Annotated in this window: 18 protein-coding genes and 1 tRNA gene; 14 read left to right on the forward strand and 5 right to left on the reverse strand. The window is 68.6% G+C overall.

Going from position 1 to position 16,069, the window contains the following annotated elements:
* Window positions 1-85: 85 nt before the first annotated feature.
* Entirely contained in the window at window positions 86-337 is a 252-nt protein-coding gene (locus AAHG09_RS10505) for a hypothetical protein (protein ID WP_342107016.1), read from the reverse strand.
* A gap of 176 nt (window positions 338-513) precedes the next feature.
* Window positions 514-774 (reverse strand): hypothetical protein, encoded by a 261-nt coding sequence (locus tag AAHG09_RS10510; protein WP_342107017.1) that lies wholly within the window; start codon window positions 772-774, stop codon window positions 514-516.
* 250 nt (window positions 775-1,024) lie between these two features.
* Between AAHG09_RS10510 and AAHG09_RS10515 the strand changes: the two genes are divergently transcribed.
* Window positions 1,025-1,369 (forward strand): hypothetical protein, encoded by a 345-nt coding sequence (locus AAHG09_RS10515; RefSeq protein WP_342107019.1) that lies wholly within the window; start codon window positions 1,025-1,027, stop codon window positions 1,367-1,369.
* Between the two features lie 277 nt (window positions 1,370-1,646).
* A complete protein-coding gene (locus AAHG09_RS10520) occupies window positions 1,647-3,179 on the forward strand; it encodes an FAD-dependent monooxygenase (protein WP_342107021.1) in 1,533 nt (510 codons plus the stop codon).
* A gap of 107 nt (window positions 3,180-3,286) precedes the next feature.
* Here AAHG09_RS10520 and AAHG09_RS10525 read toward each other — a convergent pair.
* Together AAHG09_RS10525 and AAHG09_RS10530 are read right to left on the reverse strand one after the other, a co-directional pair.
* Window positions 3,287-3,360 (reverse strand) — tRNA-Gly (locus AAHG09_RS10525).
* Window positions 3,361-3,404: 44 nt separating this feature from the next.
* A complete protein-coding gene (locus AAHG09_RS10530) occupies window positions 3,405-4,247 on the reverse strand; it encodes a beta-keto acid cleavage family enzyme (protein WP_342107022.1) in 843 nt (280 codons plus the stop codon).
* A 174-nt stretch (window positions 4,248-4,421) separates the two neighbouring features.
* Between AAHG09_RS10530 and aroQ the strand changes: the two genes are divergently transcribed.
* The 12 genes from aroQ to AAHG09_RS10590 all read left to right on the forward strand — a co-directional run bounded on the left by aroQ (window position 4,422) and on the right by AAHG09_RS10590 (window position 15,280).
* Window positions 4,422-4,871, forward strand: a complete 450-nt coding sequence (aroQ, locus tag AAHG09_RS10535; protein WP_342107023.1) for a type II 3-dehydroquinate dehydratase — start codon at window positions 4,422-4,424, stop codon at window positions 4,869-4,871.
* A 142-nt stretch (window positions 4,872-5,013) separates the two neighbouring features.
* On the forward strand, window positions 5,014-5,715 hold the full coding sequence (locus tag AAHG09_RS10540; protein WP_342107025.1) for an orotate phosphoribosyltransferase: 702 nt from the start codon (window positions 5,014-5,016) through the stop codon (window positions 5,713-5,715).
* Between the two features lie 14 nt (window positions 5,716-5,729).
* The gene (gene pyrC, locus AAHG09_RS10545) at window positions 5,730-6,809 is read left to right on the forward strand and encodes a dihydroorotase (protein WP_342107026.1); all 1,080 of its coding nucleotides are present in this window, start codon (window positions 5,730-5,732) and stop codon (window positions 6,807-6,809) included.
* Between the two features lie 169 nt (window positions 6,810-6,978).
* Window positions 6,979-8,424, forward strand: coding sequence for an amidase (locus AAHG09_RS10550; RefSeq protein WP_342107027.1), 1,446 nt, complete (start codon window positions 6,979-6,981; stop codon window positions 8,422-8,424).
* A gap of 400 nt (window positions 8,425-8,824) precedes the next feature.
* Window positions 8,825-10,600 carry an acetolactate synthase 3 large subunit gene (locus tag AAHG09_RS10555; RefSeq protein ID WP_342107029.1) on the forward strand — a complete coding sequence of 592 codons (1,776 nt, stop codon included), beginning with the start codon at window positions 8,825-8,827 and terminating at the stop codon, window positions 10,598-10,600.
* A gap of 171 nt (window positions 10,601-10,771) precedes the next feature.
* A complete protein-coding gene (ilvN, locus tag AAHG09_RS10560; RefSeq protein ID WP_160533143.1) occupies window positions 10,772-11,314 on the forward strand; it encodes an acetolactate synthase small subunit in 543 nt (180 codons plus the stop codon).
* A 53-nt stretch (window positions 11,315-11,367) separates the two neighbouring features.
* A complete protein-coding gene (locus AAHG09_RS10565; protein WP_342107031.1) occupies window positions 11,368-11,664 on the forward strand; it encodes an AbrB/MazE/SpoVT family DNA-binding domain-containing protein in 297 nt (98 codons plus the stop codon).
* The gene (locus AAHG09_RS10570; protein WP_342107032.1) at window positions 11,642-12,001 is read left to right on the forward strand and encodes a type II toxin-antitoxin system PemK/MazF family toxin; all 360 of its coding nucleotides are present in this window, start codon (window positions 11,642-11,644) and stop codon (window positions 11,999-12,001) included. Before AAHG09_RS10565 ends, AAHG09_RS10570 begins: the two co-directional genes overlap by 23 nt.
* 43 nt (window positions 12,002-12,044) lie before the next feature.
* Window positions 12,045-12,689, forward strand: a complete 645-nt coding sequence (locus AAHG09_RS10575; protein ID WP_342107033.1) for a glutathione S-transferase family protein — start codon at window positions 12,045-12,047, stop codon at window positions 12,687-12,689.
* Between the two features lie 83 nt (window positions 12,690-12,772).
* Window positions 12,773-13,429, forward strand: a complete 657-nt coding sequence (locus tag AAHG09_RS10580; protein WP_342107035.1) for a TetR/AcrR family transcriptional regulator C-terminal domain-containing protein — start codon at window positions 12,773-12,775, stop codon at window positions 13,427-13,429.
* Between the two features lie 12 nt (window positions 13,430-13,441).
* Window positions 13,442-14,461 (forward strand): ketol-acid reductoisomerase, encoded by a 1,020-nt coding sequence (ilvC, locus tag AAHG09_RS10585; RefSeq protein ID WP_012322218.1) that lies wholly within the window; start codon window positions 13,442-13,444, stop codon window positions 14,459-14,461.
* A gap of 165 nt (window positions 14,462-14,626) precedes the next feature.
* Window positions 14,627-15,280 carry a pyridoxamine 5'-phosphate oxidase family protein gene (locus AAHG09_RS10590; RefSeq protein WP_342107036.1) on the forward strand — a complete coding sequence of 218 codons (654 nt, stop codon included), beginning with the start codon at window positions 14,627-14,629 and terminating at the stop codon, window positions 15,278-15,280.
* Between the two features lie 4 nt (window positions 15,281-15,284).
* On the opposite strand, the gene tam is transcribed toward AAHG09_RS10590, so the two are convergent.
* Window positions 15,285-16,064 (reverse strand): trans-aconitate 2-methyltransferase, encoded by a 780-nt coding sequence (gene tam / locus AAHG09_RS10595; protein WP_342107037.1) that lies wholly within the window; start codon window positions 16,062-16,064, stop codon window positions 15,285-15,287.
* Between the last annotated feature and the right edge of the window lie 5 nt (window positions 16,065-16,069).

Raw genomic sequence — 16,069 nt, forward strand, 5'->3', positions numbered from 1 at the left:
CGGAGTGGAGGTGGTGGGTCGGCTCGGCAACGGCCATCCCGGGCAGATCGGCAGCCAACGCCCGGGGCGGCTCGTCGGTCGCCGGTCAGCCCTTCTTGCCGGCCTTGTAGGTCTGGATCGCGTTCTGGCAGCCGGGCGAGAGCTTCGACATGTTCTTCTCGAAGCACGCCTGCGTCGCGGGCCCGTCCTCGGGCGGCATGTCTCCGCAGTAGGTCGTGAAGTCGCCCATGCATTGCTGCTGGAGCACGGCCTTGTCGTCGGCCGACATCGGCGCCGCGAGGCTGGGCGTGGCTGCCGCGGCCAGGAGCAAGGCTGTCGCGATCCGATAGATCCGCATGGCGATACCACTCCCTCATTCGTGAGAACGGTCATTAAGCCCGAGATACGGGAAACCGTTGCATGCGGCGGTCCACGATGGGCGACGCATGCGGGGTACGCGCGTCGGGTCTTCGTGGGAGAGGATTCGCTCCGCGGTGCCGCGCCCTGTCCTGTGGGCAGGGCGCAGAGTCTGCGTTAGCGGTGGGTTCCGGTCGAACCGCTGCCGGAGGAACCGGTCCCGGTGCCACCGGTGCGGGTGGTCGAACCGGTCGACTCCATCCCGCCCGACTTCATCTCGTGGCCTGGGGCATAGCCGGACGCGCCGGGGCTGCCCGCCCGGCTTCCGCGCTCCTGCATCTCGTGGCCTGGCGTTTTGGATGAGGCGCCCTGCTCGGCGGCAAGCGCACTCCCTCCAAAAGCCAGGGTGGCGAGAACGATGATCGGCAAGCTTCGCATCGTGCGTCTCCAGTTGTGGAGCCCTTCAACGGCAGGCCCGGGAAGACCGTTCCGGAAGAAGTCCTGCGCCCTCGGGCTTGCGGGCGCTTACGGGGCGCTTCAAACACGCAAGAGACACTGGACTTGACGCACTCTGCGCGTGGAAGAGAGTGATCGAGCGATCAAATACTAAAATATGATTTAATTTTCGCTCGGGCTCGACGATTCGGCAACTACTCAATCAGGCTTCGCTCGTCGGATGACCATCGGAATGGATTTGGCTTCGTTCATCTCGGAACGGATTCATGCTCCGCGCCGTATCTGGCGTGCATCACGTCGATGCCGCTTCGAGGGCAAACTGATGAACCGCCGTCCGACCCTGCTGCTGCTTGGCGCCCTGACTTTGGCCGGGGGCATTCTTGGAACCTCGTCGGCCGCCCTGGCCGATCCGCCCTGGGCGCGTGGCGAGCGCGGCTTCCGTCACGGCGGCCCTCCGCCCTGGGCCCCTGCCCATGGATATCGCCGTCATCGCGAATTCGGCGGGTATGGGCGACGGGACGCGCGCTTCAACGAGGGACGTCGTTACGGCGGTTACGGCGGCTACGGTCGCTACTGAAATCTCGATCGCGCGCGGCACCGAGCCGGGATGCCGCGCATCGCCGCAGCTTGGCTATTGCCGGTCTTCAGCCGTTGCATTAGTCTGATCGTGTCGGAAAAGGCAGACTTGGTCTGGTGAGCCCAAGTCCTTTCGGTAACGAGAGCTCTGGTCTTTGGCCCTGTGCCGGAGATCCCCGCGACGAACTCAAGGACGCCTTCGCGCGTCCGGCCGTTCGTCCGCAGGGGTCTCGGGTTCGGGAAACGCTCCGGTCGAATAGCGACCCAGGAGCCCGACCATGTCCGCATCCACCCCGCTCTACGACACGATCATTGCCGGCGCAGGTCCCGTCGGCCTGTTCCTCGCCTGCGAGCTGTCGCTCGCCGGCTGCTCCGTGCTGGTCCTCGAACAGGCGGGCGAACCGTCCTCGCCGTTGAAGCGCGCGCCGTTCGGGCTGCGCGGCCTGTCTGTCCCGACGATGGAGAGCCTCGACCGCCGCAACCTGCTGGAGACGATCACGGCGCACGCGGCCGACCGCGCCACGCCGGGCATGGCGCATGTGCTGCAGCAGACCCGTCGTCCGGGCGGCCACTTCGCCGGCATCCAGTTCTTCCACGACCGGATCGACACCGCGCGCTGGCCGTACCGCCTGCCCGGGCCGGTCGGCATGGTCGCCGTCGAGATGGCGCATATCGAAGCTGTCCTGGCCGCGCGCGCGGAGGCGTCGGGCGTCACGATCCTGCGGGGCGCCGGTGTCGAGGGACTCACGCAGACACGCCAGTCCGTCGCCGTCGAGGCGGGCGGTCGTGCGTTCCGGGGCCGCTGGCTCGTCGGCTGCGACGGCGCCCGCAGCGTGGTGCGCAAGGCGGCCGGTATCGGCTTCGCCGGTACCGAGCCGAAATTCACCGGCTACTCCGTCCAGGCCGAACTGTCCGGCGCGGACGCGCTCAAGCCCGGACGGCAATACACCGCGCAGGGCATGGTCCAGTTCGCGCCGCCCGGCACGATCGCGATGGCGGATTTCGACAAGGGCGCCTTCCACCGATCCGCACCGATCACGCGCGCGCATGTCGAGGCCGTCCTGCGCCGGGTCTCGGGCGTCGCGGTCACGGTGACCCGCCTCGACCTCGCCACCACCTGGACCGACCGTGCCTACCAAGCGCGCGCGTATCGCGACGGGCGCGTCCTGCTGGCCGGCGATGCGGCGCATATCCATGCGCCGCTGGGCGGACAGGGCCTCAATCTCGGGCTCGGCGACGCGATGAACCTCGGCTGGAAGCTCGCCGCCACGATCCGGGGGGACGCGCCGGCGGACCTGCTCGACAGCTACGCGCGCGAGCGGCATCCGGTCGGCGCGCGCGTGCTCGACTGGTCCCGGGCCCAGGTCGCGCTGATGCGGCCGAGCCCGAGTTCGCGCGCCCTCGAAGCCATCGTGCGGGACCTGATCGAGACGCCGGACGGCGCGACCTATTTCGCCGAGCGCGTGTGGGGCGTCACGCTCGCCCACGATCTCGGTGGCGATCATCCGCTGGTCGGACGCAGCGTTCCCGATGTCACCTTGGGCGACGGCAGGCGGGTCGGAGACCTCCTGCGCGACGGCAGGGGCTTGCTCCTGGACTTCGATGCCGGCGCGCCGCTTCGGGCGCTCGCGGATCGATGGTCGGCTCGGATCGGCTACGGCGCGGGCCGCGCGTACGACCCGCTGGGCCTGCACGCCGTGCTCGTACGCCCCGACGGGATCGTCGCCTGGGCCAGCGATACGCCCCCCGACGCAGCGATCGTCGGCGAAGGTCTGACGCGCTGGTTCGGCGGAGGATCGTGCACCGCCTGACTGCGCGCGGGCGACGGGCGAGCGGTCGCCGCGTCGGCCTCAGGCGCGTCGACGGCTGCATCGTCAGACGATGGCCGCGTCAGGCGCAGGACCGCAACAGGAAGGGCTGGAGCGGGTACCGGGAATCGAACCCGGGTATTCAGCTTGGAAGGCTGCTGCTCTACCATTGAGCTACACCCGCGCGGGCGGAGCGTTAGCATGCCGGCCCGCGCGTGAGAAGACGGTTCAGCGCAAGCCCAAAGCGGCCCGGGCCTCGGTCGGGCTTGCCACCCGCCGGCCGTGGCGGGCCACCGCCTCGGCGGCGAGCCCGACCAACTCGGCGTTGCTGGCGGCCAGCCGATCCTTCGTCACCCGGATGTTGTCCTCCAGGCCGGTGCGCACCGCGTCGGCGCCGCGGGCGAGCGCCCAGTCCATCACGATCGCCTGGTTGCGGCCGATCCCGGCCGCCGTCCACGTCGCCTCCGGCAGGATCCGCCGCGTCTCGGCGAGCAGGATGTCGAGCAGGTGCTCCTCGGCCGGCATCGCGTTCTGGACGCCCATCACGAACTGCACATGCGGGCGCGCATCGATCAGGCCCGCCTCGACCAGCCGCTTGGCCCCGTGCAGGTGCGAGAGGTCGAAGATCTCGATCTCGGGCCGGACGCCGTACTGCTTCATCTGGCTGGCGAGGTCGGTCACGAGGTATGCGGAATTCTCGTAGACGATGGTCGGGAAGTTCACCGATCCCGTCGACAGGGACGCCATGTCGGGCCGATGCTGGAGCGAGAGGCCGCGGGAGGCCGGATCGCGCCCGCGTCCGCCGGTGGAGAACTGCACGATCATCCCGGGGCAGTGCTTGCGCAGCCCCTCCTGCACGGCCGCGAACCTGTCCGGATCGGAGGAGGGCGACTCGTCGTCGTTGCGCACGTGGATGTGGCAGAGCGTGGCGCCCGCCTCGAAGGCCTGCTGGGTCGACTCGATCTGCTCGGGCACGGTGACCGGAACGGCCGGGTTGTCCGTCTTGCGCGGCACCGAGCCTGTGATCGCCACCGCGATCACCACGGGTGCGTCGCTCCGCGATCCTGCCATCCGTCATCCTCCCTGTCTCAGCCCCCGCGCCGTCCGGGATAGCGCCGCGGGGCGCGGATCTGAACCGGCTGCAATCGGCATCGGGTCCGTATGCGGGACATCTCTAGCTGGATGACAGCCTGCCCTTGTGTCTTGCCGGCGCTTGCCGCACCTCTTCCGGCCGCGAGGCACACGATGAACGACACCGTCCTGGTCCTGAACGGGCCGAACCTGAACCTGTTGGGCAAGCGCCAGCCGGAGATCTACGGGCGCGAGACGCTGGTCGATGTCGAGGCCCTGTGCCGCGAGACCGCCGCGGGCTTCGGCCTCGCGGTCGATTTCCGCCAGAGCAACGCCGAGCATGAACTGATCGACGCGATCCATGCGTTCCGGGTCGGCTCGGCCGGCATCGTGATCAACGCGGGCGCCTACACGCATACCTCGGTGGCGATCCTCGACGCGCTCAACACCTGCGAGGTGCCGGTGATCGAGTGCCACATCTCGAACGTCCACCGGCGCGAGGCTTTTCGCCATCACTCCTATGTCTCGCTCGCCGCCACGGCGGTGCTGGCGGGCTTCGGGACACACGGATACGCGCTGGCGATCCGGCACCTCGCGCATCTGCGGGCCGGCCGGACTGCGTGAAGCGCGGATAGCGCCGCGATCAGGGTTGACGCTGGCGGAGACAGGGCGGAGGAGGGCGGTCAGGCCCCATTTTCACGCGCTCGCCCCGGCCGGACTGGTCTTCAGGCCTCCGGCGAGCGCCCCAGCGGAGCGCGCACGCCGCATGACCAGCCCCTTCCTGCCCCTCGACCGGCACGTCATCGCCCGCGAGGCGGCCAAGATGTTCCTGGAGATCGGCGCGGTCCTCTTCTACAAGGACGAGCCGTTCAAGTTCACCTCCGGCTGGGCGAGCCCGGTCTACACCGACAGCCGGAAGATCATCTCGTTCCCGCGCCTGCGTTCGACGCTGATGGATTTCGCCACCGCCACGATCGTGCGCGAGATCGGCTACGAGCAGCTCACCCACATTGCGGGCGGCGAGACCGCCGGCATCCCCTTCGCGGCCTGGATCGCCGACCGGATGATGCTGCCGATGCAGTATATCCGGAAGAAGCCCAAGGGGTTCGGCCGCAACGCGCAGATCGAGGGCGAGATCGTCGAGGGCGCCCGCACCCTGCTGGTCGAGGATCTCGCCACCGACGGGCGCAGCAAGGTCAATTTCTGCAAGGCCCTGCGCGATTCCGGCGCCCAGGTCGATCACTGCTTCGTGCTGTTCTACTACGACATCTTCCCCGACAGCGCCGGGCTGATGCAGGAGATCGGCATCAAGCTCCACTATCTCACCACGTGGTGGGACGTGCTGGCGGTGGCCAAGGAGATGGGCACCTTCGACCCGAAGACGCTGGACGAGGTCGAGCGCTTCCTCAACGCGCCGGCGGAATGGTCGGCGGCCCATGGCGGCATCTCCGCCTTCGGTCAGGCCTGAGGGGGGGGATCGCGATGGGCGTCGCCGACCTTTTCCCTGTTGAGCGCCAGGACACGAAGCGGGCCGATCGGATCACGATCCGCCGGCCGGACGATTGGCACATCCACCTGCGCGACGGCGCGATGCTGAAGGCGGTGCTGCCCTACACGGCGGCGCAGTTCGCCCGGGGCATCATCATGCCGAACCTCGTGCCGCCGGTGACCACGGTGGCGGCCGCCAGCGCCTACCGCGAGCGGATCCTCGCCGCGCTGCCCGCCGGCCTGGACTTCACGCCGCTGATGACCTGCTATCTGCGGGACGACACCGATCCCGACGAGATCGAGCGCGGCTTCCGGGACAAGGTCTGGGTCGCCGCCAAGCTCTACCCGGCGGGGGCGACCACGAACTCGCATGCCGGCGTCACGGACCTGATCGGCCTCAGCCCCGTGCTGGAGCGCATGGAGCGGATCGGCATGCCGCTGCTGATCCACGGCGAGGCCACCGACCCGGAGATCGACATCTTCGACCGCGAGGCCGCCTTCATGGAGGGCAGCCTGATCCCGCTGCTCGCCCGCCACCAGGGGCTCAAGGTCACGGTGGAGCACGCCACCACGGCCGAGATCCTCGACGTGGTCCGGGAGCACCGCAGCCGATGCGCGGCGACGATCACGCCGCATCATCTCGTGATCAACCGGACCCACATCTTCCAGGGGGGCCTGCGCCCGCATCTCTACTGCCTGCCGGTGGCCAAGCGCGAGCGGCATCGCGTGGCGCTGCGCAAGGCCGCGACCTCGGGCGAGGCCTGCTTCTATCTCGGCACCGACACGGCCCCGCATGTCCGCGGCGCGAAGGAAGCGTCCTGCGGCTGCGCCGGCGTGTTCTGCGGGCCCTCCGCGCTCCAGACCTACGTGCAGGTGTTCGACGAGGAGGGCGCGCTCGATCGGTTCGAGGCCTTCGCGTCCCTGAACGGTGCCCGCTTCCACGGGCTGGAGCCCAATGCCGGGACGGTGACGCTGGAGCGCCGGGAGAGCCGCATCGCCGAAGCGGTCGCGGTGGAGGATACCGCGGTGGTGGTGTTCCGGGGCGAGGAGGCGCTGCCCTGGTCGGTGGCGTGAGGGTCGCAACGGAAATTTCACGCCGCTGTCGGGTCGTCATGCTTACATTGACGGCCGACATCACTCCATAAGTCTGCACCGAAACCGGCTTGGCCACCAGCAAACCTCCGGTTACCGATTCTCTATCGAGGAGTCGCAACCGCGGCCCGTCGAGCCGGAGGAGGGTAGGATGCAGGATACGCGACCGGACGGCATCACGGCGATGGGCGCGGTCGATCTCGCCGCCGCTATCCGCGGCCGGGTGGTCTCCTGCGCCGAGGTGATGCGCGCCTATCTGGAGCGCATCCACCGGCTCAACCCGCAGGTGAACGCCATCGTGGCCATGGCCGACGACGCGGCGCTCCTCCAGGAGGCCGAGGCCGCCGATGCCGCCCTGGCGCGCGGCGATACCGTCGGCCCGCTGCACGGCTTCCCGCTGGCCGTGAAGGATCTCGATCCGGTCCGCGGCCTGCGCTTCACGCAAGGCTCGCCGATCTTCGCCGACCGGGTCGCCGAAACCGATTCGATCATGGTGGCCCGCCTGCGCGCCGCCGGGGCGATCTTCATCGGCAAGACCAACATCCCCGAGTTCGGTCTCGGGTCGCACAGCTTCAATCCGGTCTACGGCACCACCGCCAACCCCTACGATCTGACCAAGAGCGCGGGCGGGTCGAGCGGCGGCGCGGCGGTGGCGGTGGCTCTGCGGATGCAGCCGGTCGCCGATGGCAGCGACCATGCCGGCTCCCTGCGCAATCCGCCCGCCTTCAACAACTGTTACGGCCTGCGCCCAAGCTGGGGCCGGATCCCCGCCGAGGCCAAGGACGTGTTCAGCCCGAACCTCGGCGTGCTGGGGGCGATCGGGCGCACGCCAGCCGATATCGGCCTGATGCTGTCGGTCCAGGCGGGCTACGATCCGCGTTGCCCGAACGCCATCCGACAGGACCCCTCGGCCTTCGCGAGCCCGCTCACCCGCGACTTCCGCGGGACGCGGATCGCATGGCTCGGCGATTTCGGGGGGCAGATCCCGTTCGATCCCGGCGTGCTCGAAACCGGTCGCGCCGCTCTTTCGACCTTCGTCGAGATCGGCTGCACCGTCGAGGAGGCGGTGCCGCGCTACGACATGGAGCAGCTCTGGCAGGATTGGCTGGTGCTGCGGGCGCTCACCGTCGCGGCGAACCTCCGCCCGTTCTACGACGAGCCCCGCCACCGGGCGCTGCTCAAGCCGGAGGCCGCCTGGGAGGTCGAGCGGGGCTTGGCGCTGGGCGCCGACCGGATCATCGCGGCGCTCGAGGGGCGCACGCGCTGGTACGAGACCCTGCGCCGCTTCATGGAGGCCTATGACTACCTCGTAATGCCGACGACGCAGGTCTTTCCCTTCGACAAGGACCTGCGCTGGCCCGAGACCGTCGGCGGCCGGGCGATGGATACCTATCATCGCTGGATGCAGATCGTGATCCCCGTGACCATGTCGAGTCTGCCGGCGCTCGACGTCCCGGCCGGGTTCGGCGAGGCCGGGCTGCCCACCGGCATCCAGATCGTCGGCCGCAACCACGGCGAGCTGGCCTGCCTGCAACTCGGTGCGGCCTACGACGCGGCGAGCAACTGGGTTCGGCGATATCCGCCGCCGCTGAGCTGAGCTAGCCGCTTTAAACAATCGCCGGATGCGTTGACCAGCCCCGCGCACTCCGCTAAGAGGCCCGACACTCTGCGCGTCAACCCTGATCCAGTTCCGGATCATGCGGCCGGCGCGGGGCAGGTTCGGATATCCGATGACCACGGTCCTTATTGTAACGGTAGCGTCACCGACGGGGCGGCCCTAAGCGAGGGCCGCGATCCGGGCGGTGGCGCATGCAGGGTCCCTCGGGGCCCTTTTTTGTTGCCCGCGTCCGGACGGGACTGGGACGGAGATCCGAGGCGAGAGACACCTTCGGGCGAGGCGGAGACCGCCGCGCATGACGAGGGTGCCGGGAGAGAGGACGGGGCCGGGCGGCGATCTCAAGGATCGCGGTGGCTCCGGAGAGCGCGAGGAGACGAGCATGGGCGGCGAGGTCATGACCGGGGCCGAGATGGTCATCCGGGCCTTCCAGGATCAGGGTGTCGACACGCTGTTCGGGTATCCGGGCGGCGCAGTACTTCCGATCTACGACGCGCTGTTCCACCAGAACGCCGTCAAGCACATCCTCGTCCGCCACGAGCAGGGCGCCGTCCACGCCGCGGAGGGCTATGCCCGCTCCTCCGGCAAGGTCGGCTGCGTCCTCGTCACCTCGGGTCCCGGCGCGACCAACATCGTCACCGGGCTGACCGACGCGATGCTGGATTCGATCCCGCTGGTCTGCATCACCGGCCAGGTCCCGACGCACCTGATCGGCACCGACGCGTTCCAGGAATGCGACACGGTCGGCATCACGCGCCACTGCACGAAGCACAACTATCTGGTCAAATCGATCGACGACCTGCCGCGTATCCTGCACGAGGCGTTCTACGTGGCGGCCAACGGCCGTCCCGGCCCGGTCGTGGTCGACCTGCCCAAGGACATCCAGTTCGCCTCCGGCCTGTACGAGCGCCCGGAGATCGCGAGCCACAAGACCTACCGCCCGGCTGTGAAGGGCGACGCCGACCGGATCCGCGCGGCCGTCGAGCTGATGGCCACCGCCCGCCGGCCGGTCTTCTACACCGGCGGCGGCGTGATCAATTCCGGCCCCGAGGCCTCGCGCCTGCTGCGCGAACTCGTCCGCGAGACCGGCTTCCCGATCACCTCGACGCTGATGGGTCTCGGCGCCTATCCGGGCACGGACGAGAAGTTCCTGGGCATGCTCGGCATGCACGGAACCTACGAGGCCAACCTCGCGATGCACGAGTGCGACGTGATGATCTGCGTCGGCGCCCGGTTCGATGACCGGATCACCGGCCGGCTCGACGCGTTCTCGCCGTTCTCCAAGAAGATCCACATCGACGTCGACGCCTCCTCGATCAACAAGGTCGTGAAGGTCGATGTCGGGATCGTCGGCGATTGCGCCTCGGTGCTCGCCGACATGCTGGAGGCGTGGCGGGCCCTGCCGTCGCGGCCCGACATGTCGAACCTCGAGCCGTGGTTCCAGAAGATCAGAACCTGGAAGGCGCGGGACTGCCTCGCCTACTGGCCGTCGGGCACGATCATCAAGCCGCAATACGCGGTGCAGCGCCTCTACGAGGCCTGCAAGGACCGCGAGACCTACATCACCACCGAGGTCGGCCAGCACCAGATGTGGGCGGCCCAGTACTTCAAGTACGACGAGCCGAACCGCTGGATGACCTCGGGCGGCCTCGGCACGATGGGCTACGGCCTGCCGGCGGCGATCGGCACGCAGCTCGCGCATCCGAACGGGCTCGTGATCGACATCGCCGGCGAGGCCTCGATCCTGATGAACATGCAGGAGATGTCGACGGCGGTGCAGTATCGCCTGCCGGTCAAGGTGTTCATCCTGAACAACGAGTACATGGGCATGGTCCGGCAGTGGCAGGAGCTGCTGCATGGCTCGCGCTACTCGCAGAGCTACTCGGAGAGCCTGCCGGACTTCGTGAAGCTCGCGGAGGCCTACGGCGCCAAGGGCATGCGCTGCGAGAAGCCGGGCGACCTCGACGGCGCCATTGCGGAGATGCTGGCCTATGACGGCCCGGTGATCTTCGACTGCATCGTCGACAAGACCGAGAACTGCTTCCCGATGATCCCGTCGGGCAAGGCGCACAACGAGATGCTCCTGTCCGACTACCTCGGCGAGACCGGCGTCGAACTCGGCGACGTGATCTCCGAGGAAGGCAAGATGCTGGTGTAACGGGGCGAGGTCCCAGGACTGATCTCGAATATCCTGGTTTCAAAAGGTCGAGACCTTTTGCGGGTGCAGGGCAGAGCCCTGCGATCGGGCTTTGCCCGACGTCGGGGCGCCGCCCCGACACCCCGCCGAAGGGCACGCCCTTCGGAAACCCCGACGAGGACGAAGCCGGCCATGAACGCGATGAACACCCACTATCCCGACCCCGTCCGCGTCGAGCCGGTGAACCGGCATACGCTCGCGGTGATCGTCGACAACGAGCCCGGCGTACTCGCCCGGATCTCGGGCCTGTTCTCCGGCCGCGGCTACAACATCGAGAGCCTGACCGTCTCCGAGACCGAGGAGGCGCGCCATATCTCGCGCATCACCATCGTCACGACGGGCACCAACGCCGTGATCGAGCAGATCAAGGCGCAGCTCGATCGTCTCGTGCCGGTGCACCGGGTCGTGGACCTCACGCTCCAGGGCAACGCCATCGAGCGCGAGATCTGCCTCGTGAAGGTGAAGGGCGAGGGCGAGCACCGGAGCGAGGCGCTTCGGCTGGCCGCGGCCTTCGGCGCCAAGACGCTGGACGCCACGCTCAACTCCTTCGTGTTCGAGCTGACCGGTGCCACCGAGGAGATCGACCGGTTCGTGCGCCTGATGAGCGTGATCGGGCTGGTGGAGATCTGCCGGACGGGTATCAGCGCCATGGGGCGCGGGGCGGAGCCGCTGTAGGATCCGTCGGACCGAATCTGCTAGGATGCGCCGTCCTCGCAGGAGGCGGAGCGATGGAAGCCAAGGTCATTCGCTGGGGTGACGATCTCGCCGTGCGGCTGAGCAGCGCGGAGGCCGAGGAACTCGGCATTCGCGAAGGCGAGACCGTGGAGATCGTCTCGAAGCGCCCTCCAGAGACCGAGCCTACGCAGTGGGCGGGGCGGCGGTACGTGGACGGGCTGCCGGTCTACACGATGGAAGAGATGATCGCCGAGGCCCGCCGTCTCGGCCCTGAAGCTGAGCCGCCGACGGTCGATTGGGGGCCGGATCGCGGGTCCGAGATCATCGATGACGACAACGACCCGTACTGACTGGCAGCCCCAGCCGGGCGAACTGCTGCTTGTGGATCTTGAGCCAGTCCGCGGTACGGAACAGAAGGGTATCCGGCCTGCGCTTGTCGTATCAGATCCGGATATGAATCAGTTGACGCGGCGGGTCATTGTCTGCCCGATCACGCGGAACCCGCATCCGTGGCCGACCAAAATTTTCTTGCCGGACGGCCTCGCGGTCACCGGCGCCGTGCTCGTGGATCAGGTTCGTTCGATCGACAGGGCGGCACGTATCCTGAGAAGTCTCGGCCGCGCGCCCGATGTGATCGTCGCCGAGGTGCGCGGCAAGCTCCGGACGCTGCTCGGCCTGACCGTCTGAGATATGCACGCCGCTCCATAAGCTTTCCCAAAAAAAGGCTTTCATGACCGCCCGCACCCTCTACTACGCCCCCGGCGCCTGTTCGCTCGCCGCCCACATCATCCTGGAGGAATCCGGGCTGCCCTATGAGGGCATCAAGCTTGACCTCGCCGCGGGCGATCAGCGCCGGCCGGAATACCTGTCCATCAACGATCGCGGCCGCGTTCCGGCGCTGACCGAGGACGGTTGGGTGCTCACCGAATGCGCGGCTATCCTCCGCCACGCCGCCCGTCAGGTGCCCGAGAAGGGGCTGTGGCCGACGGATCTACGCGAGCAGGGGGCCGCCGACGAATGGCTCGGCTGGCTCGCCTGCAATCACCACGTGACCTACGCCCATGTTCGCCGTCCGGAACGCTACACCGAGGACGAGGGCGCCTTCGAGGGCATCAAGGCGAAGGCGGCCAACACCTACGCGGATCTCGCCACCATGACCGAGGTGCGCCTCTCGCACGGCGGCTGGGCAGTGGGTGAGCGCTTCAGCGTGGTGGACGCCTACCTGATGGTCTTCTGGTTCTGGGCCAACGGGCCCGTGCTCCGGTTCGACATGGCCGGCCGCTTCCCGGCCTGGACCGCCCATGCCCGCCGCGTCGCCGAGCGCCCGGCGGTTCAGGCCGTCTTCGCCCGCGAGGGACTGCCGCTCCCGCGCTGACGCGATCCGGACGCGGCACCCCCTTGCCGCGTCCGGCGAATCGGCCTAGAGCGCGTACCGTACGGTACGGTACGCCATTCGAGATGATGCAAGCCAGCGCCACAGCAGAGCAGGACGCTCCTTCAGCCCGCCAGCAAGCGGTGCTGGACGCCGTGCTCGGCCTGATGGTCGAGGACGGCGAGCAACTCACCATGGACGCCGTTGCGCGCCGGGCGAGCTGCTCCAAGGAGACGCTCTACAAGTGGTTCGGCGACCGCGACGGTCTGCTGACCGCGACGGTGCGCTGGCAGGCCTCCCGGGTCCATGCCGGGCACGACGCCGCGCAGGTGCTCGACGGCGCGACCCTGCGGGAGCGCCTGCAGGACTTCGCCGTAACGTGGCTGGAGGTCATCACCGGCCCGACCTCGGTGGCGCTGAACCGCATCGCCATCGCGCATGCGGGCTCGCGCAAGAGCAACCTCGGCGGCATCGTGCTGGCGAACGGGCGCTTCGCCATCGGCGAGCGGGTCAAGCCCGTGCTGGAGGCGGGGCGCGCCGCCGGCCTTCTCAGCTTCGCCGACAGCGAGGCCGCCTTCCGCACCTTCTTCGGCCTCGTCGGCCGGGATATCCAGATTCGACTTCTGCTCGGCGAGACCCTCGACCTCGACGGGGCCGGGATCCGGCGCGATGCGGGCCGCGCCGTCGAGCAGTTCCTGGCCCTCTACGGCCGGGCCAAAACCGACCCGAAACACCAAGCTTAAGAGGAGACAGACATGCGGGTGTATTACGATCGCGACGCCGACCTGAACCTGATCAAGGGCAAGAAGGTCGCCATCGTCGGCTACGGCAGCCAGGGCCACGCCCACGCGCTCAACCTGCGCGATTCCGGCGTGAAGGACATCGTCATCGCCCTGCGCGAGGGCTCCGCCACCGCCAAGAAGGCCGAGCACGAGGGCTTCAAGGTTCTCTCGGTCGCCGAGGCCGCCAAGTGGGCCGACGTGGTGATGATGCTGACCCCCGACGAGCTGCAGGGCGACATCTACCGCGAGTCCCTCGAGGGCAACATGAAGCAGGGCGCCGCCCTCCTGTTCGCCCACGGCCTCAACGTCCACTTCAACCTGATCGAGCCGCGCAAGGACCTCGACGTCCTGATGGTCGCCCCGAAGGGCCCCGGCCACACCGTGCGCTCCGAGTACCTTCGCGGCGGCGGCGTGCCGACCCTGATCGCCATCGCGCAGGACGCCAGCGGCAACGCCCACGATCTCGGCCTGTCCTACGCCTCGGCGAATGGCGGCGGCCGCGCCGGCATCATCGAGACGACCTTCAAGGAAGAGTGCGAGACCGACCTGTTCGGCGAGCAGGCCGTGCTCTGCGGCGGCCTCGTCGAGCTGATCAAGGCCGGCTTCGAGACCCTGGTCGAGGCGGGCTACGCCCCCGAGATGGCCTATTTCGAGTGCCTCCACGAGGTGAAGCTGATCGTCGACCTCATCTACGAGGGCGGCATCGCCAACATGAACTACTCGATCTCCAACACGGCCGAGTACGGCGAGTACGTCACCGGCCCGCGCATCGTCACGCCCGAGACCAAGGCCGAGATGAAGCGCGTGCTGAACGACATCCAGTCGGGCACCTTCACCCGCAACTGGATGCTGGAGAACAAGGTCAACCAGACCTCGTTCAAGGCCACCCGCGCCAAGCTCGCCGCCCACCCGATCGAGGAAGTCGGCGCCAAGCTCCGCGGCATGATGCCGTGGATCTCCGAGAAGGCGCTGGTCGACAAGACCCGCAACTGATTTGGGATGTTGCGGCCGGGCTTCGCTCGGACGCGTCCTTGAGGGCCGGTCACGCGAAGGCGTGGCCGGCCTTTCGCGTTCCAGGTTGCCGGAGGCTGCGCTTCCCGGCCATAAGCCCCCCAGCGGTCCCGCCCATACGAGGACCGGCAAGCGGAGAGGACACCTATGGCATCGCTCTATTCCGAAGCCCACCGGGCGCTGCAGGAGGAGTTCGGCACCACCAAGCTCGCGGTGCGCCTCGACGAGAACTGGGTCCACGAGAGCGTCCAGCCGGAGGAGGCCGCCTTCATCGGCTCCCGCGACATGTTCTTCCTCTCGACCGTCGACCCGGACGGCATGCCGACCGTCTCCTACAAGGGCGGCCCCACGGGCTTCGTGAAGGTGCTCGACGCCCACACGCTGGTGTTCCCGGGCTTCGACGGCAACGGCATGTTCTACTCGATGGGCAACATCGAGGGGCAGGCCAAGGTCGGCCTGCTGTTCATCGATTTCGAGACGCCCCACCGCATCCGGGTGCAGGGCCACGCGACGCTCCTGCGCGACGACGCCCTGATGGCTGAGTATACCGAAGCCAAGTACCTGGTGAAGGTCGCGGTGACGAAGATCTGGGTCAACTGCCCGCGCTACATCCACAAGTACCAGAAGCTCGAGCAGAACAAGTATGTGCCGCGGCCCGACCGCGAGACGCCGCTGGCCGCCTGGAAGCGCCTCGACCTTGCGGGCGACGTGATCAGCGACGCCGACAAGGCCCGCGTCGCCCAGGAGGGCCGGCTGGAGGTCTCCGAGTACGAGGCGCTGATGGCCCGCGGCGAGGCTTGAGCGCCTATCGGGCCCGCGCGACGATGAACACCCGCGGGAAGGCGAGCAGGCGTCGCCCGTCGCTGCGGGGCGGGTAGGCGGCGTCGATCGCGCGCGCGTAGGCGGCCAGGAAGCCCGCCCGGTCCTCGGGATCGAGCGGGTCGAGGAAGGGCCGCAGCCCGGTGGCGCTCACCCAGTCCACGATGGCGGCGGCATCCGCCATCCGGTGGTGATAGGCGGTGCGCCAGACATCGACCTCGGCGGCCAATGGCGCCAGCAGATCATAATAACCGGCGGGCTCCAGCATGCGCCCGAGACGCCCGGCCACGGCCGGGTCGCCGATCGCGCCCGCCCAGGGGCCGGAGGCCGCGACTTCGCGCATCAGGCGGTGGGTGGGCTCGGCGAGGTTGTCGGGCATCTGCACGGCGAGCACGCCGCCCGGGGCGAGCAGGCCGAACAGCCGCGGCAGTAGGGCCACGTGGTCCGGCAGCCATTGCAGTACGGCGTTGGCGTAGATCAGGTCCGGCGCGCGGTCCGGAACCCAAGTCGCGGCGTCGGCCAGCGCGAAGGTGAGACCGGGCAGGCGGACCCGGGCGCTGTCCAGCATGGCCGGGGACGTGTCGAGTCCGATCACCGCGGCGTCAGGAAAGCGGCCTGCGATCAGCGCGGTTGAATTGCCCGGCCCGCAGCCGAGATCGACGGCCAACCCGGGCGCGTCGAGGGGCACGCGGGCTAGCAGTTCTGCGGCGGGGCGGGTCCGCTCGTCCTCGAAGCGGGTGTAGAGGGCGGGGTTCCAATCGGCCATGGCAC

The organism is Methylobacterium guangdongense (assembly GCF_038442355.1).
Classification (GTDB): Bacteria; Pseudomonadota; Alphaproteobacteria; order Rhizobiales; family Beijerinckiaceae; genus Methylobacterium; species Methylobacterium guangdongense.

Coding starts and splice junctions, on each gene's coding strand:
- tam (WP_342107037.1), bottom strand. CDS start 16,064: ATGGCCGATTGGAACCCCGCCCTCTACACCCGCTTCGAGGACGAGCGG.
- AAHG09_RS10555 (WP_342107029.1), top strand. CDS start 8,825: ATGGGCGGCGAGGTCATGACCGGGGCCGAGATGGTCATCCGGGCCTTC.
- AAHG09_RS10505 (WP_342107016.1), bottom strand. CDS start 337: ATGCGGATCTATCGGATCGCGACAGCCTTGCTCCTGGCCGCGGCAGCC.
- AAHG09_RS10575 (WP_342107033.1), top strand. CDS start 12,045: ATGACCGCCCGCACCCTCTACTACGCCCCCGGCGCCTGTTCGCTCGCC.
- pyrC (WP_342107026.1), top strand. CDS start 5,730: ATGGGCGTCGCCGACCTTTTCCCTGTTGAGCGCCAGGACACGAAGCGG.
- AAHG09_RS10530 (WP_342107022.1), bottom strand. CDS start 4,247: ATGGCAGGATCGCGGAGCGACGCACCCGTGGTGATCGCGGTGGCGATC.
- ilvC (WP_012322218.1), top strand. CDS start 13,442: ATGCGGGTGTATTACGATCGCGACGCCGACCTGAACCTGATCAAGGGC.
- aroQ (WP_342107023.1), top strand. CDS start 4,422: ATGAACGACACCGTCCTGGTCCTGAACGGGCCGAACCTGAACCTGTTG.
- AAHG09_RS10515 (WP_342107019.1), top strand. CDS start 1,025: ATGGATTTGGCTTCGTTCATCTCGGAACGGATTCATGCTCCGCGCCGT.
- AAHG09_RS10550 (WP_342107027.1), top strand. CDS start 6,979: ATGCAGGATACGCGACCGGACGGCATCACGGCGATGGGCGCGGTCGAT.
- AAHG09_RS10540 (WP_342107025.1), top strand. CDS start 5,014: ATGACCAGCCCCTTCCTGCCCCTCGACCGGCACGTCATCGCCCGCGAG.
- AAHG09_RS10590 (WP_342107036.1), top strand. CDS start 14,627: ATGGCATCGCTCTATTCCGAAGCCCACCGGGCGCTGCAGGAGGAGTTC.
- AAHG09_RS10580 (WP_342107035.1), top strand. CDS start 12,773: ATGATGCAAGCCAGCGCCACAGCAGAGCAGGACGCTCCTTCAGCCCGC.
- ilvN (WP_160533143.1), top strand. CDS start 10,772: ATGAACGCGATGAACACCCACTATCCCGACCCCGTCCGCGTCGAGCCG.
- AAHG09_RS10565 (WP_342107031.1), top strand. CDS start 11,368: ATGGAAGCCAAGGTCATTCGCTGGGGTGACGATCTCGCCGTGCGGCTG.
- AAHG09_RS10510 (WP_342107017.1), bottom strand. CDS start 774: ATGCGAAGCTTGCCGATCATCGTTCTCGCCACCCTGGCTTTTGGAGGG.
- AAHG09_RS10520 (WP_342107021.1), top strand. CDS start 1,647: ATGTCCGCATCCACCCCGCTCTACGACACGATCATTGCCGGCGCAGGT.
- AAHG09_RS10570 (WP_342107032.1), top strand. CDS start 11,642: ATGACGACAACGACCCGTACTGACTGGCAGCCCCAGCCGGGCGAACTG.